This window comes from Dehalococcoidia bacterium, from assembly GCA_035310145.1.
In the GTDB taxonomy this organism is placed as follows: Bacteria; Chloroflexota; Dehalococcoidia; order CAUJGQ01; family CAUJGQ01; genus CALFMN01.
Genome location: DATGEL010000137.1, coordinates 1 through 17,883 on the forward strand (window position 1 = coordinate 1; position 17,883 = coordinate 17,883).

Sequence of the window (17,883 nt, forward strand, 5' to 3'; positions counted from 1 at the left end):
GAGTGCTGCCACAACCGGCTGAAGCAGTTCCGCGCCCTGGCCACCCGCTACGACAAGCGAGGCTGGAACTACCGCGCCATGGTGGTGATTGCCGCATTACTGCTGTGGCTCCCCAAGTGATTCACCAGACACGCCCTAGACCGGGTGAAGCTGCCAGCCGCGGCTGATACTCCAGCGGTGCAGTGCGTTTGCAAATGGTCTGCCTGAGCCGACAAGCTGCGCGATAGCCGCCGCCGTTTCATCGAGCCGCGCAACCGGGAGCTGCGGGATCGTCAGAATCCCCGAGTGAACCGGCGCCGGCGAAAGCCGCCAGGCGCGGGTCCACGCCTGCCATGCCTCATGCAGGGTGAGGAAGTCCTGGTGGTTCTCGGTGACCAGGATCAGGCCGCGCCCGGCGGCGATGAGCAGGATTGAGGCGTCGCGCACACCCGCCAATCCGAGCGCTCGCACGTGGAACGCCGAATGGCCGCGCTGGGAGAGCGGCTCGCGCAGGCGAGGCGTGACGTGTTCATCGATCAGGAATGCTGCCACGCATTAGCCTGGCAGCGCCGCGCGGTCCAGCACCAGGCGCGAGATGACCGCATCAGGATGGCGCCCGGCATAGGCGAGCGCCGCCTCGATCGCCTCGGCCGCGACATCGTAATACGTGGCAACACGTTCAATCAATTCGCGGGAGACATCACCGTCGATGATGGCACGGTAAGCCGCCGGGTCATCGCCGCAGGCCTCGACCGCAAGCTGGCCCACGATCCGCCAAACCGGCAGGCCGGTGAATCTGATACGCCACTCCGCCGCTCCAGGTTTGTGCGGGTTTGGCTCCAGCCAGCGGCCGATCAGTCGGGTAGCTGCTGCCGTTCGCGCGCTCACGATAGCTATTGGTTCCTCACGGGCTGCCAGAAGTTAGTGCCCTTCGCAAGTCGAGTATCGCATGCCGCCGAACGGCGCCGCACCCTGCGGGCATTGCGTAACGAATCTCCCTCGCGAATGGGAAGCCTCTAAGCGCCTCTTGCCGGATCGTGCGACGCGGCTGCGCCGGTCAGTACGGCAGCGATTCGCGGCCCATCAGCTCGCGGGCGATGATGATCTTCGAAACCTGCGCCGTGCCGTCGCCGATCTCCAAGCCGATCACGTCGCGCAGCCGTTGCTCGATCGGCAGCTCCTGCGTGTAGCCGTAGTGGCCGTGCAGCAGCAGGCACTCGTGGATGGCGTCCACGGCGGTCTTCGGCGCCAGGTACTTCGCCATCGCCGCCTCTTTGGTGTGCGGCAGGCCGGCGTCTTTGAGCCAGAGACCGCGGTAGCAGAGCCACTTCGCCGCTTCGATGTGCGCGGCGTGCTCGGCGATCGGGAAGGAGACACCTTCGAACTGTGCCAGCGGCCGGCCGAACGCCTGCCGCTGCTTGACGTAGGCCATCGTCTCGTCGAGCGTGATCGCGGCCGCGCCGAGGCACATCAGGCCAATGATGCTGCGGCTGAAGTCGAAGCCCTGCATCACCTGGTAGAAGCCCTTGTTCAGCTCGCCCAGCAGGTAATCGGCGGGCAGGCGCACCTCGTCCATGAAGATGCTGCCGCGCTGAATGCCGCGGCTGCCCATGTCCACCAGCGGCGTACGCGAGACGCCGGGCAAGGCGGTCGGCACGAGAAAGGCGGAGACGCCGCGGGCGCCGGCGGCGGGGTCGGTCTTGGCGAAGAGCACGAGCGCGTCGGCCGCCATCATCAGCGAGACGCCGGTCTTCTCGCCGTTCAGCACCCATTCGTCGCCGTCGCGCCGCGCCGTCGAGCGCATCTCCTTAGCGTCGGAGCCGGAGCCGGGCTCGGTCAGCGCCAGGCCGACCACCGCTTCGCCGCGCGCCATCGGCGCCATCCACTCGCGCTTGACGCGTTCGGCCGCGTGCTCGCGCAGCACCTCGCCGCAGAGCGCCGGCATCAGCACGCCGTAGGAGAGGTTGAAGTCACCCCGTGCGACCTCCTCCGCCACGATGCCCGTGCTGACGGCCGGCATCTCCTGTCCGTCGTAGGCGGCGGGTACGCGTGCGCCGGTGAGGCCGAGCTCGCCCATGCGCCGCCACAGGTCGCGCGGGAAGGCGCCGTTGCGGTCCCACGACGTGTAGCGCGGCAGCAGCTCGCGCAGGGCGAAGTCGCGCACGGTGCGGCGCAACTGCTCCTGCTCGGCGCTGAAGCCCAGCTCCATCAGGCGCTCTCCACACCGGCGGCGGCGCTGATTGCGCCCGCCAGCGCCTCGGGGTCGTTGGAGGAGACGAAGGTGCGGTGCTGCTTGCCGTCCTCCACGCTGGTGATCTCGACGCCGCGGCGCACGCCGAGCTGACTGAAGGCGCGGCGGCCGCCGAGTCCCACCCGGTAGCCCCAGCCGAGGTAGACGAGCGGGTTGTAGCCGACCACGCGCACGTCGCGCACGCTCTCGGCCGGGATGCGCCGCTCGAAGGGGCCAAGCCCGACGCGAACATCCGCGCCGCGCACCTCGACCGCCACCTTGCCGAAGCTGCGCAGGAAGCGGAAGGCGGTGAGCAGCGTCATCGTGCTGCCGACCAGGGTAACGCCGGCGCGCCAGAGCGAACGCTCGCGCGCCTGCTTGCGCGTGCGGCGCAGCACCCAGAGGGCGCCGACGGCGCCGAGCGCCGGCCGCGCCCAGCGCGGCATGCCGACCCGCTCGCGGTAGCCTTTGCTGGTATCCGTTCCCATGCAAGCTCCTGCGGGGTTGCTGCTTTCAGTGTAGCAGCGCCGGGTCCGACGCCGCCGCGGCAAGCCGCGTGTGCACGGGCAGTCTGCGACGGTTGCGCAGCGCCCCAGCCCCACGTGGGAAGGGTGGGCTAGAGGAAGTTCGATGAGCTGGGACAATCTTTCTCCGTGAAGAAAGGACAGCCGAGCCTGAGCGACGCGGCGACAGCCGAGAGGTTCAGTAGAGCGGCGTCTCCGGTCCCATCGCTTCGAGCGTGGCCTTCAGCGTCTTCATGAAGGGACCGATGTCGCCGCCGTCCACAATGCGATGGTCGAAGCTGATGCAGCAGTTCATCAGCGAGCGCACGGCGATCGCGTCATCGATCACCACGGGGCGTTTGACGATGCTCTCCATCGTGAGGATCGCGCACTGCGGCTGATTGATGATCGGCTGGCTGATGATCGAGCCGATCGGGCCGACGTTGTCTAGGGTAAACGTGCCGCCCTGCACCTCTTCGAGCCGCAGCCGCCGCGTGCGCGCCCGCGCCGCCAGGTCCTGCGAGCGCTTGGCGAGGCCGGCGATACTGAGGTCGTCCGCGTCGTGGATCACCGGCACGAGCAGCCCCTGCGGCGTATCGACGGCAATGCCGATGTTGATGCGCCGCTTGAGAATCACGCCCGCGTCCGACCAGGATGAGTTGAGGCGCGGATGCCGTTTCAGCGCCGCGACGAGCGCCTTGATCATGAAGGGCATGTAGGTCAGGTCCACGCCCTCATGCGCGGCGAACTCGGCCTTGAGCGCGGCGCGATAGGCGACGAGCCGCGTGACGTCGACCTCGACCATCATCCAGGCGTGCGGCGATGTGCGCACGCTGCGGGCCATGTGCTCGGCGATCGCGCGGCGCGTGGGTGTCAGCGGCTCCAGCTCCTCATCCGGGGCGAGCGCCGCTGCCGCCGCGGGTGATGGTAGCACGGCCGGCTGAGCCGGCGTCGCGGCAGCGGGGGGCTGAAACGCCGGTGCCGGTTCGCGTCCCTCCGGGGCGCGCGCCGGCTCTACCGGCTGCGCCATCGGCGGCGCAAACACCGCCCGCTCCTCGCCCAGATTGCCGGGCAAAGCAGCCACTATTCCCTGTTCCCTGTTCCCTGTTCCCTCAACAAACGCCTGCACGTCCTTGCGTGTGACGCGGCCGCCGGCACCGCTGCCGCGCAGCGTGCCGAGATCGACGTTGTGCTCGCGCGCCAGGCGCAGCACGGCCGGCGAGTAGCGCCCCGCCATGCCTTGCTCATCGCCGTGGCCGTTGCGACGCCCGTCTGGCGCGGGTTGCGGTGCGCCCGCGGGCGTGCCGGAAGGCTCCGCGCCGGCGGGCGGCGCGCTCTCGCCCGTGGAGAACATGCCGTGCGCGGTACTGGCCGGGCCGAGCGGGCCGGTGGCGCTGAAGGCCGGCGCCGGCTGGCGCGGCGAGGAGGCGCCGGCTGCCGCGGGCGCCGCCGCAACGGGGCGCGGCGACGGGGCGGAAGCGGCAGCTGCCGGGGCCGGAACGGCGGCTTGTGAGGGCGCGGATGCGGCGGCGATCGGCGCGCCCGCCTCCTCGATCGTGGCGATCAGGGTGCCGACCTGCACCGTTTCGCCCTCGGGCACGAGCAATTGCGCAAGCGTGCCGGCGAAAGGCGAAGGGATCTCGACGTTTACCTTCTCTGTCTCGATCTCGGCCAGCGACTCGTCGAGCGCCACGGCGTCACCGGGGTGCTTCAGCCAGCGCACGACCGTGCCCTCCGTGACGCTTTCGCCAAGCTGCGGCATGCGGACTTCGGCAGCCACGGGGCGCTCCTTCAAGCGGTTGGGGTTCCGGGATTGGGAGGTAGCGTATGGCTCCCCATTCCCCTCGTTGAACCCTTCGCTCATTCGATCAATAGGCGGCCAGCGTACGCATGGCCGCGGCGATCTTCGCGGGGCTGGGCATATAGAACGCTTCGAGTACGTGATTGAAGGGCACCGCGGGCACGTCCGGGCCGCCGAGGCGCATGATCGGACCGTCGAGGTAGTCGAAGGCGTGCTCCGCGATCAGCGCCGCGATCTCGCCGCCGAGGCCGCCGGTGAGATTGTCCTCGTGCACGATCAGGATCTTGCCGGTCGCCTTCGCCGTCTCGAGGATCGTCTCCCGATCGAGCGGCGAGAGCGTGCGCAGATCGACGACCGTCGCCTGCACGCCGTCCTCGCTGGCCAGGGTTTCGGCGGCTTCGAGGCACATATGCATCGCCAGACCGTAGCTGAAAACGGTGAGGTCGCCGCCCTCGCGCCGCACCTCGGCCTTGCCGATGGGGATTTCGTAGGGCTCGTCGGGCACCTCGCCGCGAATCAGGCGATACGTCCGCTTGTGCTCGAAGTAAATCACGGGATCGGGGTCGCGCACGGCGGCGCGCAGCAGGCCCTTCATGTCGTACGGCGTGCAGGGGGCCACGACTTTCAGGCCGGGCTGATGGGTGAAGAGCTGCTCCAGCGACTGCGAGTGGTACAAGCCGCCGTGGATGCCGCCGCCGTAGGGGGCGCGGATCACGAGCGGGCAGGACCAGTCGCCGGCCGAGCGGTAGCGGAACTTGGCCGCCTCGCTGATGATCTGGTTCACCGCCGGCAGGATGAAGTCGGCGAACTGGATCTCGGCGATCGGCCGCAGCCCGTTGAGCGAGGCGCCGATCGAGACGCCGACGATGCTCGACTCGGCCAGCGGCGTGTCCATGATGCGGTTCCGGCCGTACTTCTTCAGCAGGCCCTCCGTCGCCCGGAAGACGCCGCCCTCCTCTACGTCCTCGCCCATGAGCATGATGCTCGCGTCTTCGGCCATGAGCTGGTCGATCGTGTCGCGCACGGCTTCGAGATTTGATTTCACGGCCATCAGCGCGCCCCCGGCTCGGCGTACACATGGCGCAGCGCCGCTTCTGGCGCCGGGTCGGGCGCCGCTTCCGCCTCGCGGATCGCGGCGGCGATCTGCGCGTCCACCGTCTCCTGAATCTCCTGCACCTTCGCCTCGGAGAGCACGGCCTCGTCCAGCAGGTACTTGCGGAAGCGGTCGATCGGATCGCGCTTCATCCAGCTCTGCAGCTCTTCGCGCGTGCGGTAGCGGCGGTCGTCGTCGTCGCTGGAGTGCGGCACGATGCGGTAGGTCTTCGCCTCGATCAGCGCCGGGCCGTGGCCGCGCCGCGCCTCGCCCACCGCCCACTTCACCGTCTGGTAGACGGCCAGCAGGTCGTTGCCGTCCACCACCTGGCCGCGCATGCCGTAGGCGGGGGCGCGGTCGGCGACGTTCGGTACGGCCATCTGCTTCCAGATCGGCTCGGAGATGGCGTAGCCGTTGTTCTCGACGTAAAAGATCACCGGCAGCTTGTGAATGGCGGCGAAGTTCAGCGCCTCGTGGAAGTCGCCCTGCGCCGTGGAGCCTTCACCCAGGCTGGTCAGGCAGACCTCTTTCTTCTTGCGCAGCTTCGCGGCCAGGGCGCAGCCGGTGGCGTGCAGCAACTGCGTGGCCACCGGGCTGGAGCCTGAGACGATGCGCGAGGCCCTGCGGCTCCAGTGGGCGGCCATCTGCACGCCGTGGCTGTTCGGATCGTCCTGCTTGGCGAAGAAGTTCATAAACAGCTCGACGGGCGTCATGCCGAAGGCGAGGCACATGCCGAGGTCGCGGTAGTAGGGAAAGAGCCAGTCGGTGCCGCGCTTGAGCGCGTTGGCCGCGCCGATCTGGCACGCCTCCTGGCCCTGGCCGGAGATCACGAACGGAGCCCGCCCCTGCCGCTGCAAGACCACCATGCGGTCGGCGATGCGCCGCGCCTGCACCAACTGGGTGTACATCAACACCAGCTGCGCATCGGCAATGCCGAAGTGCGCCGCGGCGCCCCGCGCCTGAACACGGGTTGAACCCGTTGCAGCCGATTTACCCGTCTCTTCTGCGGTGGTCATCTGCGTCCTCCGACGCGGCTGCGGCGCTTCGTCCCCATCAGAGCTTCCGCGGCGGCCGGCCGGCGGCCTGCGCGGCCTCACCGATCGCTTCGGATAGCGTGGGGTGCGGGTGCACGCTATGCGCCAGCTCCCAGAGACTGGCGTCGAGGAAGGTCGCCAGGGCACCCTCCGCGACCATCTCGGTTACGCCGGCGCCGATCAGGTGCAGGCCCAGCAGGTCGTCGCTCTCGGCGTCCGCGATCACCTTGACCATGCCGTCCGGCTCGCCCAGGATCAGCGCCTTGCCGTTCGCGCGCAGGTGAGCGCGGCCCGTCTTGAGCCGGCGGCCGGACTCGCTTGCCTGCTGCTCGGTGAGGCCGACGCTGGCCACCTGCGGGCGGCAGTAGGTGGCGCGGGGCAGGCGCGGGTAATCTACGGGCGCACCGGCAACGCCGGCGATCGTCTCGGCGGCCAGGATGCCTTGCGCCGCGGCGACGTGCGCGAGCAAGAGGCTGCCCGTGATGTCGCCCACGGCGAACACGCCCGGTACGTTCGTGTGCAGCGCCGCATCGACCGCCGCGAAGCCGCGATCGAGCTGCACGCCGGCCTCTTCCAGGCCGATGCCGGCGGTCAGCGGCTCGCGCCCCGTGGCTACGAGCAGACACTCGGCGCGCAGGTGTTCCGTCTGCTCGCCGGCCCGTACGTCCAGCTCGACGCCGCCCTCGGCCAGGCGAACCGTATCCAGCGCCACCGCTGCGCCCGTCAGCACGCGAATGCCGCGCTTGACGAACAGCCTGCCCAGCAAGGCCGAGATGTCCTTGTCTTCCAGCGGCAGCACCGCGGGCAGCATCTCGATCAGCGTCACCTCGGCGCCAGCGTCGTGATAGAAGGAGGCGAACTCAACCCCCACCGCGCCCGCGCCGAGGATCATGACCGAGGCCGGCACGTGCTCGAGCTCGAGCGCCTGGTCGCTGTCGATGATCCAGCGTCCGTCCGTCTCGATGCCCGGCAGTCGCTTCGGCCGCGAGCCGGTGGCGATGATCACGTTGCCGGCGGGCAACTCCTGTTCCCGGCCGTCCTGCCGCACGCGAACGGCGTTGGCGCCTGCCAGCGAGCCGTGGCCGGCAATGATCTCAACGCCGTTCGCCTTGACGAGTTGCCGCAGGCCGCCGAAGAGCTGGTCGACGACCTGGTCCTTACGAGCGCGGACGGTTTCGTAGTCAAGCGCCGGCTCACCCACACGCACGCCGAATTCGGACAGCCGGCGAGCGAGATCGAGGTGCTCGGCGGACTGCAGCAGGACTTTGGTAGGAATGCAGCCGCGATGCAGGCAGGTGCCGCCCAGCTTGTCGCGCTCGACCAACGCGGCCGAGAGGCCAAGCTGCCGCGCCCGAACAGCGGCGGTGTAGCCGCCCCAGCCGCCGCCGATCACCACGACATCGAACGGACCCGTTGGATCCACGCCCTCACCAGCGAGGTGCGACGCCGTCTGGCCGGACGGCCGCGCTGCTGCCTTCAGTCTACACCTGCTGTACGCGCCCAGGGGCGCCGTCGAGAGGCGGCAACGCGCCGAATAGCCCTATCGATGCATGGCGGGACGGGATGAGGCTCCGCATATACTGGAACGATCCATTATCCCCGCACGAACTACGAAGCTCCGCGAAAGCAGTCGCGGGCAGCGCCCGCGGTCGGAGCGAAAGCGGCGGAGATGAGCGAAGGCGAGGTCGATCGGGAACTGATCGAGCGGTTGGCCGGAGTGCTCCATGCGCTGCTGGTCGCCGGCGCCGAGCATTGGGCAGGGATGACCCTGACGATGCCGCAGCTCAAGGTCTTGCTGATCCTGGGCGAGCGCGGCGGCGCCCGCGTAAGCTGGCTGGCCGAGCAGATGGCGGTGTCGGCGCCAAATATTACCGGCATTCTCGACCGTCTGGAGCGGCGTGGCTGGATTACGCGCACGGCCGATCGCGTCGACCGGCGCGTCGTGCGTGTGGTGCTCAGCGATGCCGGGCATCAGGTGATCGCTGAGCTGTGCGCCGCCTCGGCCGCGCGCTGCGAGCCACGCCTGCGCCGGCTCTCCGCAGGCAGCCGGCGCGAGCTGATTCACGCGCTCGATCGCCTCGCCGCCGCGCTCGGCAACGGGGTGGTCGCCGGCGGGGACACCGGCGGAGCGCAGGTCCCGGAAGAGCAACGCGGCCAGCTACCTCAGCGGGCCCAGAAGGCCAGCGCCCGCTCGTAGGCCGCCGGATCGTTGCAGTCGAGCAGCACCTCGGCGCTGGGAAAGTCGACCTCAGTGCGGGCCGCCGTGTGCCGGCGCGAGACGGCGCGCAGCCCCTCGCTCGCCTCGTCGACGGCGCGCAACTCATCCAGCAGCGTACTGGCGAAGATCGCCGGATGCCCGCGCCGGCCTTCAAACACCGGCACGCTGATCGGGCCGTGGCCGTGTCGGTGCGCCGCCATCAGCGATGCCAGGGTTTCGGCCCGGCGCGGCTGGTCTACGTTGAGCAGCAGGATCGCGTCGAGCCCGGTGGGCAGCGCCATGGCTGCCGCGCGAACGGAGGTGGCGCGGCCCTCGCGGTACGCCGGATTGCGCACGATCGTCGCGCCGCTGCCGGACGCGGCGGCTTCGACATCTTCCGCCGCGTGGCCGGTGACGAGCAGCAGCGGATCGCAGCCGGCCAGGCGCAACTGTTCAAGCTGGTAGACCACGAGCGGCCGGCCGCCCCAGTCGAGCAGTGCCTTTGGTGTGCCCATGCGCGTGGAGAGGCCGGCGGCGAGCAGCACGCCGGCAATCGTGTGAGGCGGGCGCGCCTCCACCGTTTCGGCCCCGGTGTGGCTCACGCGCTCGCCTTCGCGCGGTAGGCGCGGATCGCCCTGCGCAGCGCATCCTGCGCCAGTACAGAGCAGTGCAGCTTGCTGGGCGGCAGGCCGCCGGCGGCCTCGGCGATCTGCTCGCGCGTCAGGCTCTCCACGTCGCCCAGGTCCTTGCCGGTGATCATCTCGGTCGCGATCGAGCTGGTGGCGATCGCCGCGGGACAACCGACGGTCTGCCAACGCGCCGCACGGATTGTGTCGCCGTCGATGCGCAGCATGAGCTTCATCGTGTCGCCGCACACGGGGTTGGTGGTGACGCCCACCGCGTCGGGATCGGCGAGCACGCCGGCGTTGCGCGGGTGCTGAAAGTGGTCGAGAACGATTTCGCTGTAGGCTTCTTCGGCCATCGTCGGGTTCCCATCAGGCGCTCGGGTCCAGGCCGAGCGCCGCGAAGATCTGCGCGAGTTGTTCGCTGTTCAGCGGGTTGTACCAGGTCAGGGCGAGGCTGATCACGCCGTCCGGCTCGACGACGAAGGCCGCGCGGCGCGCCCTGCGGCTGACCTCATCGTACACCCCGTAGGCCTTCGCCACCGCAGCGTCGGCGTCGCTGACCAGCGCCACGCCGGCCGGCAGTTCGGCGGCGAAGGCTTGCAGTCGCTCGAGTGAATCGGTGCTGACGAACAGCGCCGCCGCGCCCAGCTCGCCCAGCAGCGCAGCCTCGTCCGCAAGCGAGCGCACCTGCATGGTGCAGGTGGGCGTGCCGGCCTCCTGGAAGAACATCAGCACCTGCCGCCGTCCACCCGGGTCGGGCACGCCGGCGCTACCGGAGAGCGCCGGCAGCGTGAACGGCGGCGCCGGCTGTCCCGCGGTCAGCGCATCCACAGCGTCTCGACCTCGTTGCCATGCGCAAAGCCGCGCAGCCGAGGGGTTCCAACATCTTTGCCCTGGAGCAGCACGCGCACCCGGCCCAGTCCCTCCGGATTCAGCAGATCGCCGACGGCGCGGCGCCGCGCCAAGAACTCTTCGAGCGGCACAGCACCACCCGGCCCGCCGGCCAGCGCCTCCTCGATGCCCAGCGACGCGAGGAAGCGCTGCTGGCTGGTGAAGCCCAGGGTTTGCAAGCCCGCTTCTTCACCGGCGCGGGCCAGCGAGGTGAAGTCGACGTGCGCGGTCAAATCCTGATGGCCGAGGCGGACGTACGGATTCGTGTGGGCGGTGTGCTGGTAGTAACAGAGCAGCGTGCCCTTCCGGCGCCAGCCCGCGTAGAGCTGGCGCGCCGGGTAGCCGTAGTCGAGCGTCAGCATGAAGCCGCGTTCGAGGGCCGCGGCCGCCTCGCGCAGCCAGGCCGGGGCGTCGAGGTTGACCTCGGCGGCGCAGCCCTCGCCCGGCAGCAGGCCGATCCGCACAAAATACTCCGCAAGCGCCGGCGTCGAAGGATCGCCCTCGACATCGATGAACTCGTCGCCGGCAAGACCGACCAACAGCTCGCGCAGGCGGCCGTTGCGCACCATCACGCGGTGTACAGGAAAGCTGTCGATCAGCTCGTTGCTGAGCAGGCAGCCGGCCGCGATCGGCGCAAGCGAGGTCAGCGTCTCGTGCCAGGTGACCGCCTGCGCCAGTGAGCCGAGCGTCCGCACCTGCATGTCGCGCAGACGACGGTGCGGCTCGACGATGGCGTAGCGCAGCGCCGCGCCGAACTCCGAATCGGCGGCGGCGAGGATCGCCCGCGCCAGGGCGCCTGAACCCGCGCCCACTTCCGCAACCGTGAACACGGCGGGGCGTTCAAGCGCCCGCCACAGCTCGGCAAGCTGGCGGCAAAGCAGAGCGCCGAAGAGTGGGTGCAGCTCCGGGCTGGTCAGGTAGTCGCCGCGGGCGCCGATCGGGTCGCGGCGCGAATAGTAGCCCTCGTCGGGGTCGTAGAGCACGAACTGCATGAAGCGGCGGAAGCTGATCGGGCCGTTCGCCCGCAACTGTGCCGTAACATATCGTCTGAGAAGCGCGTTCTCCGCGGCGTTGCCGAAGGCGAAATCCGGCTCACCTTCAGCCGAATGATATTCAGCAGACACCGGAAACCTCATCAATCTCAGAATATCGCCCGGTGCAGGCATGGGTCGAGCGGCGGCGCATTGACCTGCTGGCGGGCATCACGTATCGTTGCCGCACTCTCAGCGGCGCCCGCCGATGAGCGACGAACGGAGGCGCGACCGTGGACCGGGAGCAACTAACCGAACGCGCAATCGCTCTGTTCTCGTACGCCGTAACGCTCTTCGATCCGCTGCGCCTGCACGCGTGGGCGGACCTGGGCCTCACCCTGCCGACGCTGAAGGTAATCGTGTTGATCCGCGCCGAGCCCGGCGCGCCGTCCGGCGTGATCGCCAGCCGGCTCGGCGTCACCCCTTCCACCGTAACCGGCCTGGTGGACCGGCTGGTGCATCAGGGGCTGGTGCGACGCGAGGAAGATCCGCGCGACCGCCGGCTGGTGCGCAACTTCCTGACCGAGGCGGGCGAACGCACGGTCGGCGACCTCGAACGCCAGGCGCGCGAGGCGATCAGCGTCTTGCTTGCCGAGCTGACCGACACTCAGCTCGCGCGTCTCGTGGACGGGTTGGACGATGTAATCGCCGTGGCCCGGCGGCAGTCGGCGCCCACGCCGGCCGCGGCCACGGTGTGAGCGACCAGGACGACGCAGCGATGGCTGCAAATCGTGCTCGCTGGCCCGGTGACGCTCGCAACGGACTGCCGAGCCACGGGTATTGAAACCATGTCTGGCCTGGAACCCCGGCTCAAGCTCTGGCTCGAGTGTGACGGTCGCGTCGCCTTCAGCGACTATCGCGCCCGCCTGCTGCGGCGCGTGCAGGAGAGCGGCTCGCTGGCGCAGGCCGCCGCCGCGACGAGCCTCTCCTACCGCCGCGCCTGGGGCAAGGTGCGCGAGCTGGAGGAGAACCTCGGTGTTGCCGTGCTGGAGAGCGATGTGGGCGGCGTGGGCGGCGGCCGTTCGCGGCTAACGCCGGCCGGCGCCGATCTGCTGGCACGCTACGAGCGCTTCGCCGCGGCCGTTGCCGAGGCCGCCGATGCATTGTATGAGCGGCACTTCCCTGAGGCAGGCGCCTCTGGCTCAGGGCAGGCCGGCGAGCAGGTCGAGCCGATCGCTGATCACGCCGTCCGCGCCCCACTCGACCAGCGTTGAGGCCCTGCTCTCGTCGTTCACCGTCCAGGCGAAGAGCTGGCGCCCATCCTGGCGCAGCCGGCCGACGATCTCCGGCGTCAGCAACCAGTGCGCTGCCGAGACGCCATGCGAGACGGTGTCCCGTTCCAGGCGTCGCAGATGCTGCACGACGTGCTCGGGCCGCCCCAGCGAATGGAAGACACGAATCCGTGGCTCGGCGGCGACAACCGCATCGAGCGGTGGCCAGTACTGTCCGCAGACCGCGGCGCGCTCGCAGGCGCCGTGCCGCTGCAGCGTGCGCACGATCGCGTCGGGCAGGCGAGAGCTGGTGCCCTTGAGATCGAGAAACAGGTTGGGGCCACCTGCCGTGCGCTCGATCAACGCGTCCAGGTCCAGCAGGCGTTCGTGCAGCAGGCGCACGTGCCACTTGTCGTAGACCACCGGCAGCCGCCAGACGCCGCGCTCGTGGCGGGCGACCAGACGGCCCCAGGCGTACCAGAGATCGACCTCGATCCAGTCCACGCGCGCCTCGATCGCCTTGCTCAGGGCGTCGCGGTCGTTTCCCGCGCGGTGGGCAATTCGGGCGATATGCTGCGGTGGTCGGACGAGGGCCGTGGGTTCGGGTGAGGTGGATTCGGCGCCGGTGATCAAGAGAGGAACGCGCTCCACGCTGCACGGCTCATCCTGCAAGCCCTGCACGGGTATGGTAGCACGTCGCACGCTCCGGTCACGCCCGCTGGCTGCCTCCGGTTCAGTCTTCACGCGAGCGCGGCCGCTCGCCGTCATTGCCCTCGTGGCGCAGCGTCTCCAGCCGGACGCGGATTCGGTCCGCGTCGGCGGCGTCCGGCGCAAGTTCCAGGTAGTGCGCCAGCGCGGTCCGAGCCGGGGCCGGGGCGTCGAGGTAAACGCTCAGCAGGCCGTAGTCGCGCCACTCGGCTGCCGCCCACGGAGTAAGGACCAGCAGCAGCTCGACCGCGTCCCGGCAGCGGGCCAGCTCGCGGCGGTCGCGGTACATACTCTTTACGTTCAACAGCATCCGGGCGAGGATCTGCCGCGGCGTCACCGCCGCGAGGAACAGGTCGAGCTGGCGATCGGGATCGCCGCCCTGCCGGCGCAGCAGCGCGGCCAGCGCCTCGCGTGCGATCTCGCGCCCACCGTTGAACGGGTCGAGATACACGTGCCGGTCGGGCGGCTCGCCGGCGCGGACGAGGAAGTGGCCGGGAAAGCCCACACCTTCAAGCGTGAGGCCGGCGCGCCGCCCCGCGGCAAGGTAGACCAGCGAGATCGTGATTGGGAGGCCGGTGCGGCGGGCCAGTGTTTCGTGCAGGAAGCCGTTGCGTGGGTCGCCGTACTGCTCGTGGTTGCCGCGAAAGCCGCGGTGCTCGAAGAGGGCGCGGTTCAGCGCGGCGAGGCGATCGAGGTCGCCGTCATGCGAAAGCTCGTCTGCCACGGCGCCGGCCAGCGCATCGAGCGCGACGCGGGCGACGCCGAGGTCCAGCGCCGGGTCCGCGATGCGCCCTATCGTCAGGGCGGCATCGAACAGATCCAGCCCGCCTTCGCGTTCGATCGCGGCGCGGAAAGCGGTGGCCGCGAGCGAGGGGGCCGGCAAATGCTCGCTCATTCTCCGATCCTGACACGTCGCGAGCACGAGCGCACCTGCCGGGCGCTGCGCTGGGCGCGCTGCTCGGGCATACTGTACCGTGCGGCGCGCAGACGCTGGGGAGGGCAGTGAACATGGCAGAGATCCAGGTCGGCAAGGAAGCTCCGGACTTTACGCTTGTGGACGAGAACGGCGAGAAGGTTCACCTCGCGGAGCTGCGCGGGCAGCCGGTCGTGCTCGTCTTCTTTCCGCTCGATTTCTCCCCCGTCTGCACCGGCGAGATGTGCGAAATCCGTGACCGCTCGCTCGACATCCAGCCGACGGGTGCGAAGGTCTTCGGCATCTCCCGCGACAGCCGTTACACGCACAAGGCCTTCAAGGAAAAGGAAGGACTGACGATCTCGCTGCTCGCCGACATGAACGGCGCCGTGGCCCGCGAGTACGGCACCTGGAACGAGCAGTTCGGGCTTGCCGAGCGGCTCACGGTGGTGATCGACAAGAACGGCAAGGTCGCCTTCACCGACCGCAGCCCCGCGATTCCCACGGCGCGCGACCAGCAGAAGATGCTCGACGCAGTGAAAGCGCTGGCCTGAGTGGCCGCGAAGCGGCAGCCGGCGAGCGGCCGTGCCGTGCCGCTCGCCGGCCGCAGCGCTGAACGATGACGTGGATCGCCCGTGCCTTGCAGCATCTGCCGCGCCGTGCCGGCAGGCGGTTGTTTGATCTCGACGTGCTCGATCAGTGGCTGGTCGCCACTCTCGCCCGTTTCGGCGACTGCACCTACCGCCGCATCGACGCCGAGCTGCGCGCCATCCGCGCCGCGACGCCCGCCGAGGTGGTGGCGGCGCTGCTCAAACTGCAGGAGATCGGCCTGGTGCAGCGCGTGGAAGCGCGCGGCCTGATGCTGGAAGAGCGCACCTTCCGGCTGACGCGGCCGGGCCAGCGGCTCGCCCGGCTGCTGCCGGCCGAGCCGAAAAGCCCCACGATCTTTTATCTCTGAGCGCGTGCGTCGGGCCGCGTCCTACTTGCTATCGCCGTAGACCATGATGCTGCGGCCCGCGATCTCCCCGCGCTCGAGGGCGCGCACGCCTTCGTTGATCTGGTCGAGCGTGTAGCGCTGCGTCACCAGCTTGTCCAGCGGCAGCTTGCCCGCCTTGAACCACTCGATGTACTGGGGAAAGTCGCGGTCGGGCACGCCGGAGCCGCCCAGCGAGGCGCGGTAGATGCGCTCGCCCATCAGCATCTGGCGGGCGTCGAGGGTAGCCGGCGTCTGCGGCACGCCCACGAGCACGGCGGTGCCGCCCGGGCGCACTCCCCACTCGTTCGGCCGCGTCGCCAGCAGGATCTGGCTCATCGTCTCCGGCACGCCGATCGCGTCGAAGGCGTAATCCACGCCGCCGCCGGAGAGCTGCTTCACTGCCGCCACGGCGTCGCCCTCGCGGGCGTTGACGACGTGCGTGGCGCCGAAGGCACGGGCGAAGTCGAGCTTCTTCGCATCAAGATCGACGGCGATCACCATGCCGGCGCCCACGTTTGCGGCCGCCTGGATGGCGCAGAGGCCGACGCCGCCGGCGCCGAACACGGCCACACTCTCGCCGCGTTGCACGTTCGCCGTGTTGGTGACGGCGCCGCAGCCGGTGATGACGGCGCAGCCGATCGGCGCCGTGACGTCCATTGGCACACCATCGGCCAGCGGCACGACGAACGCCTCGTCGCAGAAGGCATGCTCGGACCAGGTGAAGACGTTGCGTGAGCCGATATTTTGCCCTCGCCAGAGCACCTGGGCGGGCTCGGGCTGGGCGCCGCGCGGGTGGCGCGGCACCCAGGTGACCATCACGCGGTCGCCCTCCTTGACATGACGGACCGCCGAGCCTTTCGCCTCGACGTGGCCCGTCGCCTCATGGCCGAGCAGGGCGGGGCGCGGCTGCTCGGCGTTGTGAATCTGGTGCAGCTGTGAGTGGCAGATGCCGCTGGCGTAGAGCCGCACCAGCACCTGCCTCGGCCCGGGCGCGGGGTATTCGACCTCTTCGACCAGGAGCGGCTTGCCGTGCTCGGCCAGCACCGCGGCGCGCGATCGCATGACGTTCCTCCGTGCTGTTGCCCATCTGCTGCTGTCTGCCGACGTACGCTATACCACATCGCGGCCAGTTCGTGCTGGTCCGCGCGGCGCCTATCCCGGGCTCGGCTGCGCACTGCAGGTCTCCGACGGTTGCGCTGCGCTCTGGCCCGACGCGGGCAGACGCCGCCTGCTTCAGATCGCCGCGGGGCGGCGAGGTTGAATCAAAGCGCGGTCGGGCGCGGGCCGGCGTCGCCAGTCTTATGTGTGCCGGCGCACTTTTAGGGCTTTCCCCGACGTCCGAATCCGCTTTACCTGTGGTATAATTGTGACGGAAGACACAAAGAGTGGCCGCGCGTCCCGTGGCCGCGCCGGAAGGACCGCCATGTTCATCGCCGAATACTACGTCGCCGCCTTCGTCAGCGAGAAGGAGAGCCAGTTCCGCTCGCAGCGCTTCGCGCAGCAGGCTGCCTACCTGTTCGATCGCCAGCAGCAGAAGGCGGACGCTGATCGCTAACCGCGGTCGAGGCACGCGGCGAGGGTGTGCGGATTCGCTCCGCACACTCTCGCCGCGCGCCTCCTGCTCGGGCTGGCGCTTCCCCTACTGGAAGAGCACGCCGCTGAACTGCACGAACGGATTGCTCTGGTCCAGAGCACTGGTGGCGATCAACAGGTTGCCGCCCTGCTGAAAGAGAATCCCGCCGCCGAACGACCCATCGAAGCCCTGCGGCGCCGAGTACCCCGATACGTCCGCCGCATTGGCGACCGGCGCCTTCTTCAGCGCTTCGACCTGCTCTTGTGTGCACCGATGCTGCTCGAGCACGGAGCGCGGAATCGCGTAGTACGTGCCGTCCGCCGTGCCGATAATCAGACCTTCCTGGGCGCTGTCTGCCATCGCTAGCTTCCTCCGCCGGGCTGATGCCGCGACCGTCCGGGCACGCGGCGCGAACTGCTGTGCCGGCTTGTTGCAGTGATCGTGCAAGTATGATACGCGGCGCGGCGCTGGCTGTGAAGCGCTGCGGTTCGAGACCAATTGCATGCGTGCATCGCGGCGGTCGGCGCAGGGCAGCAGCAGGCGCGGCGGCGCCGGATCGCGGCCGTCGGGCCGCGTGCGGGCTTCCATGATACAGTGTGGGAGCGGCCGAGCTGCCTGCGGAGGAGTCCAGCGCCATGGCTCAGCGTGCGCGCCTGTCATCCGATCTCGAACACGTCGCCGAGCACCTGGAGCAGATGTGGGATCAGTTGGTCAGCCGCGGGCCAGGCCTGCCGGGCGGTCCGCGCTTCGTGCCTGCCGTGATCGAGCCGCCCACCGATGTCTACCAGACCGACGGCGAGATCGTTGTGCTGATGGAAGTCGCGGGGATGCGCGATCAGGAGGTCGAGATCCAGCTCGACGGTCGGCGTATGACCGTGCGCGGCGAGAAGCGTGACCGCCGCAGCCACCACGCCGGCCGCGTCTACAACACGGTCGAGATCCAGTACGGCTCCTTTCAGCGCGTGGTCCAGTTGCCGGCGGATGTCGATACCGAAAGCGTAACCGTGCAGTACGACGACGGTCTGTTGCAGATCACGCTGCCCAAGCGGGCGGTGCAGCCCGAGCGCCGCGTGCGTATCACCGTGCACTGAACGATTCAGCGGCGCGCGAGACTTCA

24 protein-coding genes are annotated in these 17,883 nt (G+C 69.4%); 8 read left to right on the plus strand and 16 right to left on the minus strand.

All coding sequences use genetic code 11. From position 1 onward, the window contains the following. Nucleotides 1–120: IS5/IS1182 family transposase (locus VKV26_24525; protein HLZ73082.1), on the plus strand; the 120-nt coding region annotated here is incomplete at its 5' end. A gap of 15 nt (nucleotides 121–135) precedes the next feature. Here the strand turns inward: VKV26_24525 and VKV26_24530 are convergent. The 8 genes from VKV26_24530 to lpdA form a co-directional block, all read right to left on the minus strand. Next, nucleotides 136–531 carry a DUF5615 family PIN-like protein gene (locus VKV26_24530; protein ID HLZ73083.1) on the minus strand — a complete coding sequence of 132 codons (396 nt, stop codon included), beginning with the start codon at nucleotides 529–531 and terminating at the stop codon, nucleotides 136–138. 3 nt (nucleotides 532–534) lie between these two features. Continuing rightward, nucleotides 535–867 carry a hypothetical protein gene (locus VKV26_24535; GenBank protein ID HLZ73084.1) on the minus strand — a complete coding sequence of 111 codons (333 nt, stop codon included), beginning with the start codon at nucleotides 865–867 and terminating at the stop codon, nucleotides 535–537. Nucleotides 868–1,036: 169 nt separating this feature from the next. Then, on the minus strand, nucleotides 1,037–2,188 hold the full coding sequence (locus VKV26_24540; protein ID HLZ73085.1) for an acyl-CoA dehydrogenase family protein: 1,152 nt from the start codon (nucleotides 2,186–2,188) through the stop codon (nucleotides 1,037–1,039). After that, nucleotides 2,188–2,697, minus strand: coding sequence for a hypothetical protein (locus VKV26_24545; GenBank protein ID HLZ73086.1), 510 nt, complete (start codon nucleotides 2,695–2,697; stop codon nucleotides 2,188–2,190). The genes VKV26_24540 and VKV26_24545 overlap by 1 nt, the downstream gene beginning before the upstream one ends. Nucleotides 2,698–2,911: 214 nt before the next feature. Next, on the minus strand, nucleotides 2,912–4,492 hold the full coding sequence (locus tag VKV26_24550) for a dihydrolipoamide acetyltransferase family protein (protein HLZ73087.1): 1,581 nt from the start codon (nucleotides 4,490–4,492) through the stop codon (nucleotides 2,912–2,914). An 88-nt stretch (nucleotides 4,493–4,580) separates the two neighbouring features. After that, nucleotides 4,581–5,564 (minus strand): alpha-ketoacid dehydrogenase subunit beta, encoded by a 984-nt coding sequence (locus VKV26_24555; protein HLZ73088.1) that lies wholly within the window; start codon nucleotides 5,562–5,564, stop codon nucleotides 4,581–4,583. Beyond that, nucleotides 5,564–6,622, minus strand: a complete 1,059-nt coding sequence (locus tag VKV26_24560) for a thiamine pyrophosphate-dependent dehydrogenase E1 component subunit alpha (GenBank protein ID HLZ73089.1) — start codon at nucleotides 6,620–6,622, stop codon at nucleotides 5,564–5,566. Before VKV26_24560 ends, VKV26_24555 begins: the two co-directional genes overlap by 1 nt. Nucleotides 6,623–6,659: 37 nt before the next feature. Next, nucleotides 6,660–8,063 (minus strand): dihydrolipoyl dehydrogenase, encoded by a 1,404-nt coding sequence (gene lpdA, locus VKV26_24565; protein ID HLZ73090.1) that lies wholly within the window; start codon nucleotides 8,061–8,063, stop codon nucleotides 6,660–6,662. A gap of 246 nt (nucleotides 8,064–8,309) precedes the next feature. On the opposite strand from lpdA, the gene VKV26_24570 reads away from it, so the two are divergent. Further along, nucleotides 8,310–8,837 carry a MarR family transcriptional regulator gene (locus tag VKV26_24570; GenBank protein ID HLZ73091.1) on the plus strand — a complete coding sequence of 176 codons (528 nt, stop codon included), beginning with the start codon at nucleotides 8,310–8,312 and terminating at the stop codon, nucleotides 8,835–8,837. Here VKV26_24570 and VKV26_24575 read toward each other — a convergent pair. Genes VKV26_24575 through VKV26_24590 form a run of 4 tightly spaced genes read right to left on the minus strand, consistent with a single transcriptional unit; the run spans nucleotide 8,804 to nucleotide 11,478 of the window. After that, nucleotides 8,804–9,439, minus strand: a complete 636-nt coding sequence (locus VKV26_24575; GenBank protein ID HLZ73092.1) for a nucleotidyltransferase family protein — start codon at nucleotides 9,437–9,439, stop codon at nucleotides 8,804–8,806. The genes VKV26_24570 and VKV26_24575 overlap by 34 nt on opposite strands. Then, nucleotides 9,436–9,819, minus strand: coding sequence for an iron-sulfur cluster assembly scaffold protein (locus VKV26_24580; GenBank protein ID HLZ73093.1), 384 nt, complete (start codon nucleotides 9,817–9,819; stop codon nucleotides 9,436–9,438). The genes VKV26_24575 and VKV26_24580 overlap by 4 nt, the downstream gene beginning before the upstream one ends. A 13-nt stretch (nucleotides 9,820–9,832) precedes the next feature. Next, on the minus strand, nucleotides 9,833–10,294 hold the full coding sequence (locus VKV26_24585) for a redoxin domain-containing protein (protein HLZ73094.1): 462 nt from the start codon (nucleotides 10,292–10,294) through the stop codon (nucleotides 9,833–9,835). Further along, entirely contained in the window at nucleotides 10,282–11,478 is a 1,197-nt protein-coding gene (locus tag VKV26_24590) for an SAM-dependent methyltransferase (GenBank protein HLZ73095.1), read from the minus strand. The genes VKV26_24585 and VKV26_24590 overlap by 13 nt, the downstream gene beginning before the upstream one ends. A gap of 140 nt (nucleotides 11,479–11,618) precedes the next feature. Between VKV26_24590 and VKV26_24595 the strand changes: the two genes are divergently transcribed. Further along, a complete protein-coding gene (locus VKV26_24595; protein ID HLZ73096.1) occupies nucleotides 11,619–12,083 on the plus strand; it encodes a MarR family transcriptional regulator in 465 nt (154 codons plus the stop codon). Nucleotides 12,084–12,173: 90 nt separating this feature from the next. Next, complete coding sequence (locus tag VKV26_24600; protein HLZ73097.1) at nucleotides 12,174–12,599, plus strand: LysR family transcriptional regulator; 426 nt, start codon at nucleotides 12,174–12,176, stop codon at nucleotides 12,597–12,599. Here the strand turns inward: VKV26_24600 and VKV26_24605 are convergent. Then, the gene (locus VKV26_24605; GenBank protein ID HLZ73098.1) at nucleotides 12,528–13,247 is read right to left on the minus strand and encodes a glycerophosphodiester phosphodiesterase; all 720 of its coding nucleotides are present in this window, start codon (nucleotides 13,245–13,247) and stop codon (nucleotides 12,528–12,530) included. The two genes, VKV26_24600 and VKV26_24605, sit on opposite strands and share 72 nt — an antisense overlap. An 82-nt stretch (nucleotides 13,248–13,329) precedes the next feature. Continuing rightward, nucleotides 13,330–14,199, minus strand: a complete 870-nt coding sequence (locus tag VKV26_24610; protein ID HLZ73099.1) for a transglutaminase-like domain-containing protein — start codon at nucleotides 14,197–14,199, stop codon at nucleotides 13,330–13,332. Between the two features lie 113 nt (nucleotides 14,200–14,312). On the opposite strand from VKV26_24610, the gene VKV26_24615 reads away from it, so the two are divergent. Further along, complete coding sequence (locus tag VKV26_24615; protein ID HLZ73100.1) at nucleotides 14,313–14,771, plus strand: redoxin domain-containing protein; 459 nt, start codon at nucleotides 14,313–14,315, stop codon at nucleotides 14,769–14,771. Between the two features lie 65 nt (nucleotides 14,772–14,836). Continuing rightward, nucleotides 14,837–15,175, plus strand: coding sequence for a hypothetical protein (locus VKV26_24620; protein HLZ73101.1), 339 nt, complete (start codon nucleotides 14,837–14,839; stop codon nucleotides 15,173–15,175). Nucleotides 15,176–15,196: 21 nt separating this feature from the next. Here VKV26_24620 and VKV26_24625 read toward each other — a convergent pair whose 3' ends face one another. Beyond that, nucleotides 15,197–16,255: a zinc-binding dehydrogenase gene (locus tag VKV26_24625; GenBank protein ID HLZ73102.1), complete on the minus strand. Its 1,059-nt coding sequence runs from the start codon at nucleotides 16,253–16,255 to the stop codon at nucleotides 15,197–15,199. A 361-nt stretch (nucleotides 16,256–16,616) separates the two neighbouring features. On the opposite strand from VKV26_24625, the gene VKV26_24630 reads away from it, so the two are divergent. After that, nucleotides 16,617–16,748, plus strand: a complete 132-nt coding sequence (locus VKV26_24630; GenBank protein ID HLZ73103.1) for a hypothetical protein — start codon at nucleotides 16,617–16,619, stop codon at nucleotides 16,746–16,748. An 84-nt stretch (nucleotides 16,749–16,832) separates the two neighbouring features. Here VKV26_24630 and VKV26_24635 read toward each other — a convergent pair whose 3' ends face one another. Further along, complete coding sequence (locus VKV26_24635; protein HLZ73104.1) at nucleotides 16,833–17,126, minus strand: hypothetical protein; 294 nt, start codon at nucleotides 17,124–17,126, stop codon at nucleotides 16,833–16,835. A 275-nt stretch (nucleotides 17,127–17,401) separates the two neighbouring features. On the opposite strand from VKV26_24635, the gene VKV26_24640 reads away from it, so the two are divergent. Next, nucleotides 17,402–17,857 (plus strand): Hsp20/alpha crystallin family protein, encoded by a 456-nt coding sequence (locus tag VKV26_24640; GenBank protein HLZ73105.1) that lies wholly within the window; start codon nucleotides 17,402–17,404, stop codon nucleotides 17,855–17,857. The last annotated feature ends 26 nt before the right edge of the window (nucleotides 17,858–17,883 follow it).